This is a genomic window from Desulfatibacillum aliphaticivorans DSM 15576, assembly GCF_000429905.1.
GTDB classification, from domain to species: domain Bacteria; phylum Desulfobacterota; class Desulfobacteria; order Desulfobacterales; family Desulfatibacillaceae; genus Desulfatibacillum; species Desulfatibacillum aliphaticivorans.
The window spans coordinates 255,535-272,311 of record NZ_AUCT01000006.1; the positions used below are offsets into that span (position 1 = coordinate 255,535).

Here is a 16,777-nt window from a genome sequence, read left to right on the forward strand (position 1 = left end):
CCCCGTCAAGGGGGAGGGAGCTTTTTTTTGCGCCCTTTTGGAATTGGCAGCCTGCATTATTCTCTCTTGGCACTGGATATCTTCAAAGCGATGTTTTGATAATAAATATCAATTATGCCGCATGGTTTCCACGGGCGTAAACCGGGCGGCCTTGACCGCCGGATATATGGAGACGATCAATCCCAGCACAATCACCACGGCGTTGGCTGCGATCACGTCTCCATTATCAATGGCCGGATAAATCATCCGGGACATGCCCCACATCTTCACCCCCTGGGCGAAACTCCCAAGGTCAATGCCCTTCATGGCCACGTACCAGGTGAAAGCCAGGCTGCACAAGGTGCCTGCAGCGCAGCCTGCAATAAGCAAAAAGCTGCTTTCTCCAAGGACCATGCGGATGATCCACGAAGGCTTCATGCCGATGGCCTTTAGCAGGCCGAACTCCCGCATGCGTTCGTAAACGGCCATGAGTACGGTGTTGACGATGCCGAAGCCCATGGCGATGAAAACCACCACAAACCAGATGTAAAGAAACATGTCGAACATGGCCAGATAGGCTTTCATGGCGGGAATCTGCTCCATCCAGTCGAAAACGGACAGATTGAGCGGTTTGAGCGCCTCTTTGCACTTGGAAACAGTTTGCTGCAGCATGCGGTCCACCTTTTTTCCCGGCAGGGTGGCTGCGATTTCGGTGGCGCCATTTTTGTCCCCGACCAGAATTTTTGCCGCATCCAGGGTAATGAAAACATACGCCTTTTCCGTGGCCTCAATTTCCGCGTGATAAAGGCCCCGGATCCTGAATGCCCTGGACTGGGTTTCGCCGTCGGCCCGTTGGGTGGTCAGGACCAGCTTTTTGCCGACTTCCGTGTCAAACCGGTCCGCCAGGGCCGCGCCCAGAAGGATTCCGTTTTTATCCCCGTCCTCCAGCATTTCCCCCTCAATGGGCGCATCCCCGATGAACGAAACGCCCTTCTCTTTGGAGGGCTCAATGCCTGCGATTTCTATACCCGCAGTTTCCCTGGCGTTGGCGGCCACGCCTTCCACCCGGATGCGCTGGACGATTTTTGATCCCTCGGGCAGCACGGGCAGAATTTTATCCATGACGGACCGGGGATCTTCGATCCGATGGGATATGTCCGGGTCGGACCGGTAGTCCGGATGCTGGATTTTAATGTGGCCCACCAAGTTGTCTATGGCGTTGTTCACCATGCCGTTTGCCATGCCCCGGGAAAAGGCGGCGAAGAAAATCATGGAAAACACACCCATGAAAATGGCCAGCAAAATGATCGCCGTGCGCCTTGGATTGCGCCATAAGTTACGCCATGCCAATTGTGCAAACATATTTCCTCCTAAACTACACCGCCTTCATGGCGTTTGCGGGCTTGAGCCTGGGAATGCGCAAGGCCGGCAAAAGGGCCGTCAAAAAGGTCACCACGCCGATGAGGATCGGGCCGCTGAACAAGGAAATCACGGACAACCGGGGAAACATCCTGCCGGAAATTCCGTATTGAGCCATGAGGTCCGACGCGCCTCCCATGGATATTCCCACGCCTGCAAAATACTGGGTGAGAAGCGCACCCAAGACCATGCCGAACAACAATCCCAGCCCGGTCATGAACATGGATTCCATGAGGATGATTTTCACCAGCCGCAAGGGCTTGACTCCTATGGCCATCATGACCCCAAACTCCCGGGTGCGTTCAAACACGGCCATCAAAAAGGTGTTCATGATGCTGAAGGCCACCACAATGATCAGAATCACGTACATGATGATTCCGCTCACCAGATCCATCTGGATGGACTGTTTAAGCCCGGGCGACAATTCCATCCAGTCCAGGACCGCCAGGCCTTTCAATGCGCTGTCCTGCATCAGGGCTCTTTTGACTTCCCCCACCTCTGTCAATTTGTGGACTACGGCCACTACTGCATGCACCGCGCCGTCCATACCGAATAATTGGTCAAAATCCGTCAGCAGCATCTGGACCGTGGACCGGTCCACCTCGTCGATGCCGGACTTGAATATCCCCCGCACCGTCATGACCGTGGCTGCAATGGAGCCGTCCCTTGCCTGGCCTAAAATGGTCAGTTCCTCCCCCAGGCCTATCTTCAAACGTTCGGCCATGAGGGCGCCTATGATGACCGTGTTGGGATCGTCCGAAGAAAGGTAGTCCCCCTGGCGAATCAGGGAGGAGGTTTTCAGGACTCTGGATTCCGTCTCGGGATCCACGCCCATGATCATGACTCCCCGGGTGCGATCCTCGCTGGAGGCCAGCACAAAGGTCTGGCATCGGGCCGTGCACGCTTCAACGCCGGGATTGCGGGTCAGGGCGTCCATGACCTCCCGGGGATTTGTCACCACCTTCCGCATTTCCGGTTTGTCGTGGTATCCTTGGGCCTGGACCTGCAAATGCCCGGTGGAAAGCCTTACCGAAGCATCGATCATGCCTTCGTAAGAACCGAACTGAAAGGAGAGCATGAACACCAGGAGCAACGAGGCGAAGCCGATGGCCATCATGGTCAGGATCGACCGCCTTGTGTGCCTCCAGATGTTGCGCCACGCCAGTTTAAGATCGCCCATGACTATCTCCGTTTGGTCTTGAGGCTGGACAGGGAAAACAGGTTGGGAGGCAGCTTCACGTCAAATGCCAGTTCCTTGTAGGTTAACTGGGTGAATCTGTCCGTCTCGCCCGCCTTCTTCATGGTCCACACCTTGGGAAAAAGCCTGCCGCCCAGTTCCGCGACCTCGCTGTTGGTCATTTCCTTAACCAAAAGGCCGTCCTCGTCAAAAAAGGCCTCCCGCAGCAAAACGCCGTCCTCCCGGATGGTCAGTTCCAGCTTGCCCCAGACCACGGCCGCTTCTTCATGGGGAATAGAGGTCAGTTCATAAACCTTCATGCCGTCAACTTCCTTTTCCGCGGTCACTGTGTGGTCATAGTCCTCCACCAGGGAGTCGGTCTTGGAAAGGTCGTCGTTGGAAAAATCCGAGCCCATCCAGGCCTGGCTCATCATGGACGGCGGCAGCTTGATGGTGCGGTTGACTTTTGGGTTGTAGGTCCACATGTCCCGGCCTTTCTTCAAAGTGCCGTTGCCTGCGTCCTTGGGCGGGGACTCGATGAAAAACAAGGCGTCGCTCTTGCCTTTGGTCCAGCCTTTGATGACCATGGTGCGCGTGAAGTCAGGGCGCTGAATGGTCATTTCCACCACCGATTTCGAGGTTTCACCCCGCATGTACTCAAAGGCCTTGTTCACAATGGCCGCGCCGTCTTCGTCCGCCAGGGCGGGGAAGGGCGCGAGGATTAAACTCAGCAAAACCAGAATGCCTGTTGCTTGTCGCTTCATGATATCATCCTTTATGGCCGGTTTCGGGATGAATGGATATCCCATTTAAAATGGCAGCCATGGTTTGATCGGCCGCCCCCCGGATGTCAAAATCCGGGTCCATCCAAAATTGCAGCCCCAAAGCGTCGATGGCGCCCATGATCCCGGCGGAAAGTCCTTCCACATCGGTTTCCGGCATGAATTCATCAGTTTCAATCCCTTGCTGAATCATGGATCCAATAAGCTTGCGGTAATCACAGTACATCCTTGACATGGCTTGCTTTAATCGGTCCCGCAATCCGCCTGACGCAGAAGCGGACCAAAACTCAAGGGTCAGGGGATACATTTCAATAGACTCAATCATGCGCTCTACCAATTCGGAGGTAAAGCGCAGACAGGCTTCCCGAACGGAAAGACGGCCGTTAAAAAAATTAAGATGAACGTCCGTCATCAGTTGCAGGGCGTACCAAAAAAACACGTCGAAAAAGAGATCTTCCTTGCTTGGAAAATACCCGTAGACCGTGCCCTTGCCCATGCCGGCCCGGGCCGCCACGTCCGAAATGGACGCTCCGGCGTAGCCTTTTTCCGCGAATACTTCCGCCGCCGCCTGCAGCAGCTTGTTTTTGCGCTCTATGCGAAGTTCTTCTCTCATATATTTCCCACTGATTTTCTCGTTTGGTTTTTTCGACTCGTTGGTCGATTTTTTACAGGGTACGCCTCTGCAAGGACCGGGTCAAGAAAAAAATGACCCATGGGTCGAATTTTTTTTATGATTTGATGATTTTTATTGGCTCATTCCCAGGCTTCACGTGGGAGTGCATAGGAAGAATCTGAAAATAAAAATGTTTCGAACAAGTATGGAGCAAATCGAAACCGTCGCCGATATCTGGGTGGCCCAGGCAAAGCAGTATCTTGCCTGGGCGCGGAGCGCAGAAGGAGCGGCCGTTGTGTTAATAGAAACCAAGACTTTCCTGCGGCCGAACGTCCTATCCGAAGTCAAAGATAAGCAAGGATTCGAACACGACCGTACGCCCGCCGACCTTTCTCAACTCCAATTATTTTTCCGGTCGCGCCTTTTGTTGCTAAAGCAACCCAGGCAGCAAAAAGCGCTGCCTGGGGCGCCCGTAAATGGGCGCGGCAAGCCGTTCGGCTTTTTTGTAAATAGTCTCAGACGATGAATTCACTGTGTAGTTGCAGGCCCCCGTGCCTGCCATGGAATGCGCTCCGCGCATCCTAAAAAACCCAGCAAGCTATGCGCCTACGCTGCATCATTCATCCACAAGTCTTGAATCCGGCGACATGTCTATGGATTGTTCTGGCGGCGCATGGGTGATTGGGACAACTAAACGGCGGGCCGGTGTTTCGGCCCGCCGCGAAGCTAATACGATGATTCTATTCGCCGGCAAAGAGGCGGCGGGGGTTTTCCTTGATGATGGAGTTGATCTGCTCGTCGGTCACGCCGGCTTCCTTGAAAGCGGGAATGATATTCTTAAACAGGTGGGAGGGGTGCCAGTTGGCGATGAGGGGCAGGGCTTCCTCGGGCAGATTCAGGGGCCTGCCCAGCCAGGTGATGATGAAGTCGTGGGAGATCATCATTTTGTCGGCGTATCCCTTTTTGATCAACTCGATCATGACGGGGATGCGTTCGGCGTCCATGGGGCAGCCCACCAGCCCCTGGAGCCCCATGCGGTCCCAGGATACATACACGCCGTGCTTGAAGGTTTCTTCCTGGTAGTTGATGTCCGTGTTGTCGCTCATGTGGCCTATCTGGATCTGCTTGGGATTGGCGCCCGCCGCTATCAGCAGTTCGGCCTGTTCCGGCCCCATGGTGCCTTCCTGGGTATGGGTGATGATGGGCACGCCGGTTTCTTTGGAAACCTTTGCGGCGGTTTGGAACATGAGTTTTTCGTAATCCGTGATTTCGCCCTTGCTGGACCCTACCTTAAGAGCGCCGGCTTTGATGCCGGTGTCCATGATGCCCTCGGTCACTTCCGTCATGAACAGGTCGTACAACTCCCCGGAGACGTCGCCCAGGCTGCTCCGGAATTTCCAATAGGTGGGGGAGCCTTCCCCTTCATAATAATACCCGGTGGAGCAAATGATGTTTACGCCGGATTTTTCCGAGACTTCCTTAAGGATATCGGGCATGCGGCCGCCGTCCAGGGCGGTGGCGTCCACATAGGAGTTCAGGCCGTATTCGTCCTTGAGCTGCTTGAGGGTTTCCACGCCTGCGGCCACGATAGCCTGGCGGTCCAGGGGCGCGATGGTCCTGTCGCCGTCCCATCCTGGGTAGCCGTACAGAATGTGTTCGTGCATGAGGGTGACGCCAAGGTCGTCAGAAGAGATGGGGCCTAATACGGTATTCACGGTAGCCATGGGATCCTCCTTGATCTTTTAGGTATTTTGGGGAGCCCGCGCGGTGTATTTCCAACCCGGGCGGGCGCTGGGTTAAGTTTGTTATAAAAAGAGTAAACGCCCTTTAGCATGCTTTATTTTTTCAAACGCTCCCGCTCCTCCTCCTGAAGCTGGCGCCATAAGATTTTGCCTGCGCCGCTCTTGGGAAGGGATTCCACAAACTCCACAAAGCGGGGGTATTTATAAGCCGACATTTGCTCCTTGGACCATGCAATGATGTCTTTTTCCGTGACCTTGCCCACCGAGTCGGCGTTCAGGACGATGATGGCCTTGACCGTCTCCACCCGTTCGTCGTCCGGGATGCCGATGACGCAGGCTTCCAGGATGGCCGGGTGGCGGTACAGGGTGGATTCCACGTCCGCAGGCCAAACTTTGAATCCGGCCGCGTTGATCATGCGTTTGACCCGGTCCATGATGTAGAAGTAGCCGTCCTCGTCCATGCGGCCGATATCGCCGGTCCTTAAGAAGCGTTTGCCGTCGATTTCCATGAAAGCGTCCTTGTCGGCGTCGGGCTTGTTCCAGTATCCTTTAAGGACCTGGGGCCCGTTGACCACGATTTCTCCCTGCTCCCCGATGGGAAGCTCTTTCAGGGTGATCACGTCCACGATCCGGGAATCCACGCCAAAGACCGGAACGCCCACGCTGCCCAGCTTGGGGTTGTCAGGCGGGTTCCAGTGGGTCTGGGAAATGGTCTCGGTCATGCCGTAGCCTTCGGCGAATTCCAGGCCTGTCATCTTGTTGAATTTTTCGCCCAGGGCCGCGGGCAGGGGGGCTCCGCCGCCGCCCACAAAGCTCAGGGAGGATATATCGCGCTCGTTGATGTCCGGAGCCGCCAGCATGTCCACGAGCATGGTGGTGATGTTGGCCCACATGGTTACCTTGTATTTTTCGATGGCGTCCAGGGCTGCGGCCCGATCCCAGCGGGTCAGGTAGACGGAGATGCCGCCGTTGGCGATGGGCGCGAGAAAGCTGTGAATCATGCCCGTGACATGGAAAAAGGGCAGGGCGGCCAGGGCCACCATGCTGGGCGAGCCGTTGGCCCAGTATATGGATCCCATGACGTTGGAGGTGACCGATCTGTGGGTGTGCATGCAGCCCTTGGGCACGCCCGTGGAGCCGGCGGTGTAAGGCAGCAGGCACAGGTCTTCGGGGCCCACTTCCACGGGGGGAGGCGCCGGAGCGTCTTTAAGGGCGTCCAGCCATTTGACGGTTCCGTCGATGGAGGAGGGAACCTGGCTGATAAAATCCGGAACCGGGATGTCCGGATCTTCCGGAACGTAGTCCGAGAGCGCGCCCACGATGATATTCTTGATGCCCAGTTCGTCGCATATGCCCTTCAGCCGGGGATACAACTCCGTGGTGGTGATGACCGCCTTGGGCTCGCAGTCCGTAAGCAGAATGCGCAATTCGTTGTCCACCAGCATGGGGTTCAGGGGAACCACCACGCCGTTGGCCCTCATGCCGCCCATATAGCTGATGGAAAAATGCGGGCAGTTCTGCATGTACACGGCCACCCGGTCGCCTTTTTTCACGCCCATATCCGCCAGCACGCCGGCCAGCCGCTGGCAGGAGTCCCAGAATTCGGTGTAAGTGATTTCCCTGCCGTAATAAATAATGCCCGGTTGATCCGGGTAACGGCGGGCGGAGACTTCCAGAAAATCAAACAAGGGGGTTTGGGGGTAAACAAGTTCCTTGGGTACTCGTTTGGGCCAAAAGGGAAAATGCTTCTGGTTCACGGCTTCCTCCTTTTGCTGGGGGGGATTAAAACGGGTTTAGATGGGGAAGACAAATTTTCGGGCCTGGGCGCCGCCTCCCGCAGCGCTTAAAAGAAGCAAATCAAGAAGTTACGCTTCTTTTCGCCCTATTTGACGCTCTTATCCTGATTGCAGGACAAGAAAGACGAATTCAATAAAACCTGGAAAAATCCTTGCGCATCCTCCATTTTTGCGCAACCGAACGAACGTTCGTATTTTTTCTTGATACCACTAAAACGGCCCGAGGTGAAGCAATTTTTTAAAATCCTGATGGGAAAAGTGCCGTAATTAGAACGCCGCCTGTGCAGGCCTGGGATAAATGGCGTCAATAAGGGGGAATATCTCCATTGGGCGGAATTGCCTCACGCCGGGAACGTTCGCAGTGAAGGGGGGATGACGCGGCTTGTGGCCCTGTTACTTGGAAGGGGAAATTTTGTCTGGGAATAATGAGGAAGGCCGTAGGCGTTTCCATGAGGGGCGGATTCATTGACAATGGATACCTGAGGTAATGTAGACGCACAGCTTGCTGTGCTTAAAAAACGCGCTCAGCGCGTTTTAAGTAGGGCAAGCCCTACAACTACACAGTGAATCCGCTAGCCAAGGTTCATGGATAAACAGCATGGCTTGGTTTGTTTTTTCAAGGGGCCGCTAAAGCAAGGGAATTTTACCTGTCAGAAAGAGTTAATGCTCACATCAGGCAGAGCCTTGCCCATGGAAAAAGCCTGAACAAAAAGTCAAAGAAGCATAAGTTGGCATAGGCCTTTTTCGGCCTGTGAAAAATCTGGGAAGGGCCTGGGACGGAGAGGCGAGCCAAAGGGGCGGCAGGAAGGTGAAAACCTCTTTTTTTTTCAGGGGGATTTAACCCCCCAATCCCCATGTGAATTCCTGCACAAAGACCTTTGTTTCAGGGCGCTAAACCCGGTTTTTTCCTTGACAGTCAAGGGCTGTTCGTCTAATGTCGCCCGTTGACGGACTGTACAGGTCAAATATGCATTGTCATATCAGCCGGTTGGTTTTGGGCGGCGGGGACGCCTGAAGCCATTGTTCCTTTTCGAAAAAGACGCGCTTTTGCGAGTGATATTCCGGGGCGCATCTTGTCGGAAGCGGGCGTAAAATAAGGAGTTACGCGCCCTTTTTGATAAGATAAGGCGCCGAACCGCGTTGACAAGGGGAGACGGGGAGGAACTTCAGGTTTTCCCGCGCACGGCCTGGGTTCGGCGACCAAATTTTCAATAAAAGCCCGGAGGTATAAAGCGGGCGAGAGCAGGTATTCAGTTGGATCTATTTGATATTATAGAAAAAAGGCAGGGACGCATCCTTGACAAGTGGCAGGACCGGGTTCTGTCCACTTATTCGCCGGATGCCTACCGGTTGTTCAAGCATAAAAAGGACCCGTTCGCAAATCCTGTGGGCAGCACTTTGAAAAAGGGGCTGGAAAGCCTGCTTGATTTGCTTCTGGGGGAGGGCGACGTACGGGAAAAAGCGGTGGAATTGCTGGAGGATTCCATGAAAGTCCGGGCTGTACAGGATTTTTCGCCGTCGAACGCGGTCGGTTTTTTGTTTGAGCTCAAGGGAGTGATCCGGGAGCAGGTTGGCAAGGACCTGTCCAACCTGGAGGAGAGGCCCGATTGGTCCGCCCTTGATTCCAAGATCGACGCCATAGCCCTTGCGGGTTTTGACGTGTTTATGGAATGCCGGGAAAGGTTGAACCGAATAAGGGTCAACGAGGTGCGCAACCTGTCCTACAAGGCCATGAAAAGGGCGAACCTTGTTTGCGATCTTTCGGAAATTCCGGACGATCCTGACGGGGAAACTGTTAACTAATGTTAAAGAGGTGGAAGAGAGGTAACGGTAAATGAACGTTTGGATTTCCCTCATCGCTTCTCTGATCGTGATTGGCGGGCTCGTAGTGGGCGCGGCCGGCGTCGCCGGTTTGGCCCAGTACTCCCACACTCCGGAGCTTTTAGTGCTCTTGGGCGTGGTTGTGCCGTTGCTCGCTTTTATCGCGTTCATCGTAGGAGTCATTCTTCAGGTAGTGAAGTGGGGACGCCGTCCTGTTCCGTTTCCCATCGCCACGGTGGCAGGGCAGGGCAAATCCCTTCCCTGGATTAAGGCCAGTTATTTTGACGCGCCTTATACCAAAGCGGGGGTGGTTGGAAGGATGGCACTGGAAGTTTTGACTTTCAGGTCCCTGTTCCGCAACACAAAAATGGAACTGCACGACGGTCCCAAACTGGCTTACGGATGGCAGATGTGGCTGTGGGTTTTCGCCCTGGCTTTTCATTACGCCTTCCTGACTGTGTTTATTCGTCACTTCCGTTTTTTCACTGAAGACGGCTCCGTGGTATTTCAGGGCGTGATGTTCCTGGAACACCTGGACGGCTTTCTGCAACTGGGTCTGCCCCATGTGCTGATCTCCGGCTTTGTTCTGCTTGGCGCGGCCACCATGCTGCTGCTCAGGCGCCTGACCAACGCCCAGGTTCGTTACGTGTCCCTGATCCAGGATTACTTTCCCCTGCTGCTGATCATCAGCATCGCCGCCAGCGGCATCCTGATGCGTCACGTGATCAAGGTGGACATTGTGGCCGTAAAGGCCCTGATCATGTCCATGCTGAATTTCGATTTTGTGGGGATCGGAGAAAAAGCATTGGCCATAGGCTGGATGTTTTATCTCCACATCTTTCTGGTGAGCGTGCTGTTGGCGTACTTCCCCATGTCCAAGCTCATGCACATGGGCGGCATCTTCCTGAGCCCCACCAGAAACCTGCTGTGCAATTCCCGGGAATTCAGGCACGTCAACCCCTGGAACTACCCGGTCAAGGTTCATACCTACGAGCATTATGAAGATGAGTTCAGGGAAAGGATGATCGAAGCGGGCCTGCCCGTGGAGAAGACTTTGGAAGAAACCCAAGAGGCGGCTGCGCCAGAGGAGAAGGAGTAACATGGCTGACGAAGTCCCGAAGGTAGAAGAAATGGCCGCGATCAACCACACTCCGCCGAAAACGGGGTGGATGGATACGCCGGCGGTTATAAGACCGGGCATGTATTGCTACTCTGCTAAGGCCAAGCCCCTTAACATTTTAAGCATGCCCTATGGCAGGGATTGGGATCCCATTGAAGAAGACTGGCATCTGCCTGAAAACTGGATGGAAATCGTCCTGGAAGGCCTGCACGAACGCCTTCACAAGTTCCGCTCTCTCCAGCTTTTTATGGACGTGTGCGTGCGCTGCGGCGCCTGCGCCGATAAATGCCACTTTTTCATCGGCTCCGGCGATCCCAAAAATATGCCCGTGCTCCGCGCTGAACTGCTCCGGTCCGTATACCGCAAGGAATACACCCTGGCCGGCAAGCTGCTCGGCAAAATGGTCGGCGCCCGCAAGCTGACGGAGACGGTCCTCAAAGAATGGTGGACCTACTTCTTCCAATGCACGGAATGCCGCCGTTGCAGCGTGTTTTGCCCCTACGGCATTGACACCGCGGAAATCACCATCATCGGCCGGGAGCTGCTGAACCTCCTGGGCCTGAATATCGACTGGATCGCCACTCCGGTTTCCAACTGCTACCGCACAGGAAACCACTTGGGCATCCAGCCTCACGCCTTTAAAGACATGATCGACTTTTTCGTAGACGAAGTCGAAGACGTCACGGGCGTCAGGTGCAATCCTTCCTTCAACAGGAAGGGCGCCGAAATTCTGTTCATCACGCCTTCCGGCGACGTATTCGCCGACCCCGGCACATACACCGCCATGGGATACCTGATTCTTTTCCATTACCTGGAAAGCATGGGTCTGGACATCACCTGGAGCACCTACGCTTCCGAAGGCGGCAACTTCGGCTTTTTCACCTCCCACGAGATGATGAAGCGCCTCAACGCCAAAATGTACATGGAAGCCAAACGCCTTGGCGTCAAGTACATCATAGGCGGCGAGTGCGGCCACATGTGGCGCGTGATCCATCAGTACATGGACACCATGAACGGTCCCGCGGACCATCTGGAAGTTCCCAAGAGCCCCATCACGGGTACGGTGTTCCAGAACGCCGCGTCCACCAAGATGATCCACATCACTGAGTTCACGGCCGACCTCCTGAGGCACAACAAGCTCAAATTCGACAAAACCAGGAACGACAACTACAATCTGACTTTCCACGACTCCTGCAACCCCTCCCGGGGCATGGGGCTTTTGGAAGAACCCAGGTACATCATCAAGGAAATGTGCAACCATTTCTATGAAATGCCCGAAGGAACCATCCGGGAGCAAACCTTCTGCTGCGGCAGCGGGTCCGGCCTCAACGCCGGCGAGGATTTGGAGCTTAGGTTCCGCGGCGGCATGCCCAGGGCCAACGCAGTGAAGCACGTCCATGAGAAACATGGGGTCAACACGGTTGCCTGCGTCTGCGCTATCGACCGCGCCGCCCTGCCTCCCTTGATGGATTACTGGGTGCCTGGAGTTCAGGTCGCCGGCGTCCACGAACTGGTAGGAAACGCTCTTATTCTAGACGGCGAGAAAGAGCGCACCGAAGACCTTCGTTTTGAGCCGCTTGCCGGAATGGAGGATGAATAGGATGTACGATTCAGGTAAAATCATCACCGGACTTGTCATCTTTGTGGCCCTGTTCGCCTCTCCGTTCATTCTGAACGTGGGCGGCGGCGCTCCGGCTGTTCCCCAGCCGAGCCTGGACACCCCGGCCATCAAGAGCATGGGAAATCCCGTGTGCGTGCGTGAAAACATGCAATCGAATCATATGCAGGTGCTGGACCTGTGGCGCGACTCCGTCGTGAGGGACTCCAACCACACGGCCCCCGGCATCGACGGCCAGCTCTACGAAATGAGCCTGTCCAACACGTGCATGGAATGCCATTCTAACAAGGCAGAGTTCTGCGACAGGTGTCATACCTACGCCGCAGTCGACCCCTTCTGCTGGGACTGCCATATCGAACCGCCGAAGGAGGGATAAGAGTCATGAAAAGCGATAGAAGACACTTCCTGAAGGCTGCAGGCGTCGCTACCATAGGCGTGGCGGCCGGGGCCACGGCGGCGGAGGCGAACTTGCTGGATTCCGCCAAGGAGCTGTTGCTCGGCCCCAAGGGAGCGGCCCCTTATCCGGAAGCCAAAAAGAACGCCAGATGGGCAATGGTCGTGGACACCCGCAAGCTGACCGCGGAATCCATGGAAAAAATGATCCATGCCTGCAACCACGCTCATAACATCCCCCTGCATCCTTTGAGGAAAAAAGGGGACAAATACAACAAAGACGAAATCAAGTGGATCTGGGAAGAGGAATTCGAAAACGCCTTCCCCGGACAGATGAACGAACATCTGCCCCCCAAGGTGACCCAGAATGAAGTCCTGGTTCTTTGCAACCAGTGCGAAAACCCCGCCTGCGTGCGCGTGTGCCCCACCAAGGCCACCTTTCAGCGCGACGACGGCATCGTCATCATGGACTTCCACCGTTGCATCGGCTGCCGTTTCTGCATGGCGGCGTGCCCTTACGGGTCCCGTAGCTTCAACTTCAAGGACCCCAGGATTGCCAGTTTGGAAATCAATCCCGAATTCCCCACCAGGATGAAGGGCGTCGTGGAAAAATGCAACTTCTGTGCGGAGCAGCTGGACAAGGGCCTGCAGCCCCATTGCGTGGAAGCCTGTGAAAACGGCGAACTGGTTTTCGGAGACATGAACGATCCGGAATCGGAAATCCGCAAGGTGCTGCGCAACAATTACACCATCAGGCGGAAACCCGAAGTTGGAACTCAACCCCAAGTTTACTATATAGTGTGAGGTAATTATGCTTGAAAAGGCGTTAACCGGAGACAGCAAATACTGGGGATGGATCGGATTTCTTCTGTTATTGATAGCCGTGGGATTCGGGGCTTATCTCCGTCAGTTCAACGAAGGTCTGACTCTGACGGGCCTTAGCCGCGACGTTTCCTGGGGATTCTACATCGCACAGCTCACCTATCTGGTGGGTGTGGCGGCCTCTGGCGTTATGCTGGTCATGCCTTATTACCTGCACGACCACAAAGCCTTTGGCAAAATCACCATCCTCGGCGAATTCATGGCTGTGGGCGCGATTACCATGTGCCTCCTGTTCGTATTGGTTGACCTTGGTCAGCCCATGCGCATGATGAACATGATCATCTTCCCCACTCCCAATTCCGTCCTCTTTTGGGACATGGTGGTCTTGAACACCTACATGTTCCTGAACATTATCATCGGCTGGACGGTGCTCCAAAACGAAAGGAAAGGCATCCACTATCAAAAGTGGGTCAAGGTTCTTATCTATCTGTCCATTCCTTTTGCTGTCAGCATCCATACCGTTACAGCTTTCTTGTATGCAGGCCTGCCGGGCCGCCATTTTTGGCTCACCGCCATCATGGCGCCTCGATTCCTGGCCGGCGCTTTCTGCGCCGGACCGGCCATCCTGCTGTTGATCGTGTTCTTCCTCAGGAGGTTCACTTCTTTTGACGCAGGCGACAAGGCCATCAAATCCCTGGCGGTCATCATTACTTACGCCATGATCCTGAACGTGTTCTTCCTGCTTCTGGAACTTTTTACGGCTTTTTACAGCCAGGTTCCGGGCCATATGCACGCACTCATTTATCTGTTTGCAGGACTGCACGGAGGACACGCCCTGGTGCCTGTCATGTGGGCTTCGGTGATTTTAGCGGTGATTGTTTTGATCCTGCTGATTCCGCCCAAGTTCCGCAACAACTACAACCTGCTCATTCCCGCCCTGATCATGCTGGTGCTTTCCACTTGGTTGGAAAAAGGCGTGGCTCTGGTCGTGGCTGGCTTTATCCCCAACCCGCTTGAGCATGTGAACGAGTACGCTCCCACATTGAACGAGCTGGTGATCTCCGTAGGCGTGTACGCGGTCGGCGCTCTGATCGTCACCGTGCTGTACAAAATCGCCATCGGCGTGAAAGCGGAAGTAGGCGACGCTGCCCACTAAGTTATTCCGCTTGATTGAAAAAACAAACGGGGTTCATCCATGAGGATGAGCCCCGTTTTATTTAAAGAACGCTTAACAAAGCTGATGCAACTGTGTTACATTATCCAGGGTTCATTCTTTTGATTGGAATGAACCCCGTTTCGTTCAAGGGCCTTGAAATATGAATAATTGCGCCGAAGGTTCAAATGGGGGAGGCGCGGGTTTTCAGGTCGGCCGTATGATGCAGCCGCCTGGAATTAAATCCTTACAAGGGGTTTTTACCATGTATAAGGTCCAATTCGAAGGCCAGGAAATGGTCATCCGCTTCCCCCAGGATCTGGTGGATAACGACGCTCTCTCCCAGTTTTTAGGCCACATCAATCTGCGTTCCATTTTACGAAAAAGCGCCTTTTCCAATTCCGCCGACTGCCTGGAAAAAATGAGGCGTTTGGAAAACATCCCCCATGGCGCCGCCATTCTTCGCGATCCTTTTTTAAACAAGGGCACGGCCTTTACCAAAGAGGAGCGGGAGCTTTTGGGCCTGAACGGGCTTTTGCCGCCCCGGGTGCACACCATGGAGGCCCAGGTCATGCGCATCTTGGAAAACCTGCGTAAAATCGAAAACGACCTGGATAAATACGTGTATTTAAACAGCCTGTCGGACCGGAACAAGACCCTGTATTACCGGGTCTTGATGGAGAACATCGAAGAGCTTATGCCCGTGGTGTACACGCCTACCGTGGGCCTGGCCTGTCAGGAGTACGCCCACATATTCAGGCGCTCCCGGGGCATTTATATCAGCGCCGAGGACAAGGGCAGGGTGGCCGACGTCCTGCGCAACTGGCCCCAAAAGGACGTGCGCCTCATCGTGGTGACCGACGGCGAACGCATCCTGGGCCTGGGAGACCTGGGCGCCGACGGCATGGGCATCCCGGTGGGCAAGCTGGCCTTGTATTCGGCCTGCGCAGGGATTCACCCTTCCCTGAGCCTGCCCGTGACCATTGACGTGGGTACGGAAAACAAGGAATTGCTGGAAGATCCTCTTTACTTTGGTTTGACCCAGAACAGGCTGCGGGGCGACGCATATGACGAGCTTCTGGAGGAGTTTATAGTCGCCGTGCAGCAGGTGTTCCCTCGGTGCCTGATTCAGTTTGAGGATTTTTCCAACGCCAACGCATTCCGGCTTTTGGACAAGTACCGGGACGAAGTCCTGTGCTTTAACGACGACATCCAGGGCACGGCCGCTGTGGCCCTGGCCTGCATCTACTCCGCCCTGCGCTATACGGGCGGCAGCATGGCGGACCAGAAATTCCTTTTTCTGGGCGCCGGAGAGGCCGGGATGGGCGCTGCCAACCTGATCGTTTCCGCTCTGGTCGACGAGGGCGTCAGCGAGGAAAAAGCGCGTCAATGCTGCTGGTTTGTGGATTCCAAAGGTCTGGTGGTTAAAAGCCGCAATAATCTGAACGCCCACAAAAGGGAATTCGCCCATGACCACGCCCCCGCGTCCAGCCTGCTGGAGGCTGTGGAATCCGTCAGGCCCACGGCCATTATCGGGGTTTCGGGCCAGGGCAAAATGTTCACCAAGGAAATCCTGGAGCGCATGGCGGATTATAACGAAAAGCCCATTGTCTTTCCCCTGTCCAACCCCACTACCAAAGCTGAGTGCACGGCTGAAGACGCCTGCAAGTGGACCGACGGCCGGGCCGTGTTCGCCAGCGGCAGCCCGTTCAAGCCCTTCACCTATGCGGGCGAAAAGCGCTTCCCCGCCCAGGGCAACAACGTGTACATCTTTCCCGGCGTGGGCATGGGGTGCATGGCCTGTTGGTCCCGCAAGGTAACGGACGAAATGTTTCTGGCGGCCGCCAGGGTGTTGTCCGGTCTGGTTACCCCTGAAGAGCAGGACCAGGGCATGCTGCTGCCGCCCCTCACCCGCATCCGGGAGGTTTCCCTGGAGATCGCTTCGGCCGTGGCGGGAGTGGCCTATGACCAGGGCCTGGCCACCCATCCCAGGCCAAGCAGCCTGGAAACCCACATTGCATCCCTCATGTACATCCCCACATATATGGACTATGTGGGAAGCCAGGATTGTGATAAGGGTGAACCTGCAAAATAGAAGGATGTTATTTTCTGCAGGGGCGGCGACAAGCTGGGTTACAGGCGACTTTTTGTTGGGTTCGAAGTCCATGATCTTTTACGGAAGACGAATCTTTTGAACCGGCCTTCTTAACCCAACCTACTGTCTTTATGGCTAAAATGTAGGTTGGGTTGAGCTTGCGAAACCCAACATAATCAAGCCTGAAAACAGCCGTCATCCCCGTGCAGCCATGGAGGCGGGATGATTGCGGTAGTTTTGCAATCAT

The 16,777-nt window shown here is 55.1% G+C and carries 14 protein-coding genes; 8 read left to right on the plus strand and 6 right to left on the minus strand.

The genetic code is table 11. The features are described 5' to 3' along the window. Positions 1-108: 108 nt before the first annotated feature. From G491_RS0107250 to G491_RS0107265, 4 genes are read right to left on the minus strand one after another with little or no spacing between them, the layout of a single operon-like run. A complete protein-coding gene (locus tag G491_RS0107250) occupies positions 109-1,341 on the minus strand; it encodes an ABC transporter permease (RefSeq protein ID WP_028314105.1) in 1,233 nt (410 codons plus the stop codon). Positions 1,342-1,354: 13 nt separating this feature from the next. After that, on the minus strand, positions 1,355-2,578 hold the full coding sequence (locus G491_RS0107255; protein ID WP_012609740.1) for an ABC transporter permease: 1,224 nt from the start codon (positions 2,576-2,578) through the stop codon (positions 1,355-1,357). Between the two features lie 2 nt (positions 2,579-2,580). Then, positions 2,581-3,339, minus strand: a complete 759-nt coding sequence (locus G491_RS0107260; RefSeq protein ID WP_028314106.1) for an outer membrane lipoprotein-sorting protein — start codon at positions 3,337-3,339, stop codon at positions 2,581-2,583. Positions 3,340-3,343: 4 nt separating this feature from the next. Beyond that, a complete protein-coding gene (locus G491_RS0107265; protein WP_028314107.1) occupies positions 3,344-3,970 on the minus strand; it encodes a TetR/AcrR family transcriptional regulator in 627 nt (208 codons plus the stop codon). A 205-nt stretch (positions 3,971-4,175) separates the two neighbouring features. Between G491_RS0107265 and G491_RS0107270 the strand changes: the two genes are divergently transcribed. Continuing rightward, a complete protein-coding gene (locus G491_RS0107270) occupies positions 4,176-4,496 on the plus strand; it encodes a hypothetical protein (protein ID WP_028314108.1) in 321 nt (106 codons plus the stop codon). A 214-nt stretch (positions 4,497-4,710) separates the two neighbouring features. On the opposite strand, the gene G491_RS0107275 is transcribed toward G491_RS0107270, so the two are convergent. Together G491_RS0107275 and G491_RS0107280 are read right to left on the minus strand one after the other, a co-directional pair. Further along, entirely contained in the window at positions 4,711-5,694 is a 984-nt protein-coding gene (locus G491_RS0107275) for a phosphotriesterase family protein (protein WP_028314109.1), read from the minus strand. Positions 5,695-5,807: 113 nt separating this feature from the next. Further along, positions 5,808-7,469, minus strand: a complete 1,662-nt coding sequence (locus G491_RS0107280) for a long-chain-fatty-acid--CoA ligase (RefSeq protein ID WP_028314110.1) — start codon at positions 7,467-7,469, stop codon at positions 5,808-5,810. 1,293 nt (positions 7,470-8,762) lie between these two features. Here G491_RS0107280 and G491_RS0107290 point away from each other — a divergent pair. The 7 genes from G491_RS0107290 to G491_RS0107320 all read left to right on the plus strand — a co-directional run bounded on the left by G491_RS0107290 (position 8,763) and on the right by G491_RS0107320 (position 16,530). Further along, positions 8,763-9,311, plus strand: a complete 549-nt coding sequence (locus G491_RS0107290; protein WP_051327096.1) for an RsbRD N-terminal domain-containing protein — start codon at positions 8,763-8,765, stop codon at positions 9,309-9,311. Between the two features lie 31 nt (positions 9,312-9,342). Beyond that, positions 9,343-10,428, plus strand: coding sequence for a sulfate reduction electron transfer complex DsrMKJOP subunit DsrM (gene dsrM / locus G491_RS0107295; RefSeq protein ID WP_028314113.1), 1,086 nt, complete (start codon positions 9,343-9,345; stop codon positions 10,426-10,428). Position 10,429: 1 nt separating this feature from the next. Beyond that, on the plus strand, positions 10,430-12,049 hold the full coding sequence (gene dsrK, locus G491_RS0107300) for a sulfate reduction electron transfer complex DsrMKJOP subunit DsrK (protein ID WP_028314114.1): 1,620 nt from the start codon (positions 10,430-10,432) through the stop codon (positions 12,047-12,049). A gap of 1 nt (position 12,050) precedes the next feature. Next, positions 12,051-12,443, plus strand: coding sequence for a sulfate reduction electron transfer complex DsrMKJOP subunit DsrJ (dsrJ, locus tag G491_RS0107305; RefSeq protein ID WP_028314115.1), 393 nt, complete (start codon positions 12,051-12,053; stop codon positions 12,441-12,443). A 5-nt stretch (positions 12,444-12,448) separates the two neighbouring features. Next, positions 12,449-13,264, plus strand: coding sequence for a sulfate reduction electron transfer complex DsrMKJOP subunit DsrO (gene dsrO, locus G491_RS0107310; RefSeq protein ID WP_028314116.1), 816 nt, complete (start codon positions 12,449-12,451; stop codon positions 13,262-13,264). A 7-nt stretch (positions 13,265-13,271) separates the two neighbouring features. Further along, entirely contained in the window at positions 13,272-14,438 is a 1,167-nt protein-coding gene (gene dsrP / locus G491_RS0107315) for a sulfate reduction electron transfer complex DsrMKJOP subunit DsrP (RefSeq protein ID WP_028314117.1), read from the plus strand. 262 nt (positions 14,439-14,700) lie between these two features. Then, complete coding sequence (locus G491_RS0107320; RefSeq protein ID WP_028314118.1) at positions 14,701-16,530, plus strand: NAD-dependent malic enzyme; 1,830 nt, start codon at positions 14,701-14,703, stop codon at positions 16,528-16,530. Positions 16,531-16,777: the final 247 nt, after the last annotated feature.

Coding starts and splice junctions, on each gene's coding strand:
- G491_RS0107250 (WP_028314105.1), bottom strand. CDS start 1,341: ATGTTTGCACAATTGGCATGGCGTAACTTATGGCGCAATCCAAGGCGC.
- G491_RS0107255 (WP_012609740.1), bottom strand. CDS start 2,578: ATGGGCGATCTTAAACTGGCGTGGCGCAACATCTGGAGGCACACAAGG.
- G491_RS0107260 (WP_028314106.1), bottom strand. CDS start 3,339: ATGAAGCGACAAGCAACAGGCATTCTGGTTTTGCTGAGTTTAATCCTC.
- G491_RS0107265 (WP_028314107.1), bottom strand. CDS start 3,970: ATGAGAGAAGAACTTCGCATAGAGCGCAAAAACAAGCTGCTGCAGGCG.
- G491_RS0107270 (WP_028314108.1), top strand. CDS start 4,176: ATGGAGCAAATCGAAACCGTCGCCGATATCTGGGTGGCCCAGGCAAAG.
- G491_RS0107275 (WP_028314109.1), bottom strand. CDS start 5,694: ATGGCTACCGTGAATACCGTATTAGGCCCCATCTCTTCTGACGACCTT.
- dsrM (WP_028314113.1), top strand. CDS start 9,343: ATGAACGTTTGGATTTCCCTCATCGCTTCTCTGATCGTGATTGGCGGG.
- dsrK (WP_028314114.1), top strand. CDS start 10,430: ATGGCTGACGAAGTCCCGAAGGTAGAAGAAATGGCCGCGATCAACCAC.
- dsrJ (WP_028314115.1), top strand. CDS start 12,051: ATGTACGATTCAGGTAAAATCATCACCGGACTTGTCATCTTTGTGGCC.
- dsrO (WP_028314116.1), top strand. CDS start 12,449: ATGAAAAGCGATAGAAGACACTTCCTGAAGGCTGCAGGCGTCGCTACC.
- dsrP (WP_028314117.1), top strand. CDS start 13,272: ATGCTTGAAAAGGCGTTAACCGGAGACAGCAAATACTGGGGATGGATC.
- G491_RS0107320 (WP_028314118.1), top strand. CDS start 14,701: ATGTATAAGGTCCAATTCGAAGGCCAGGAAATGGTCATCCGCTTCCCC.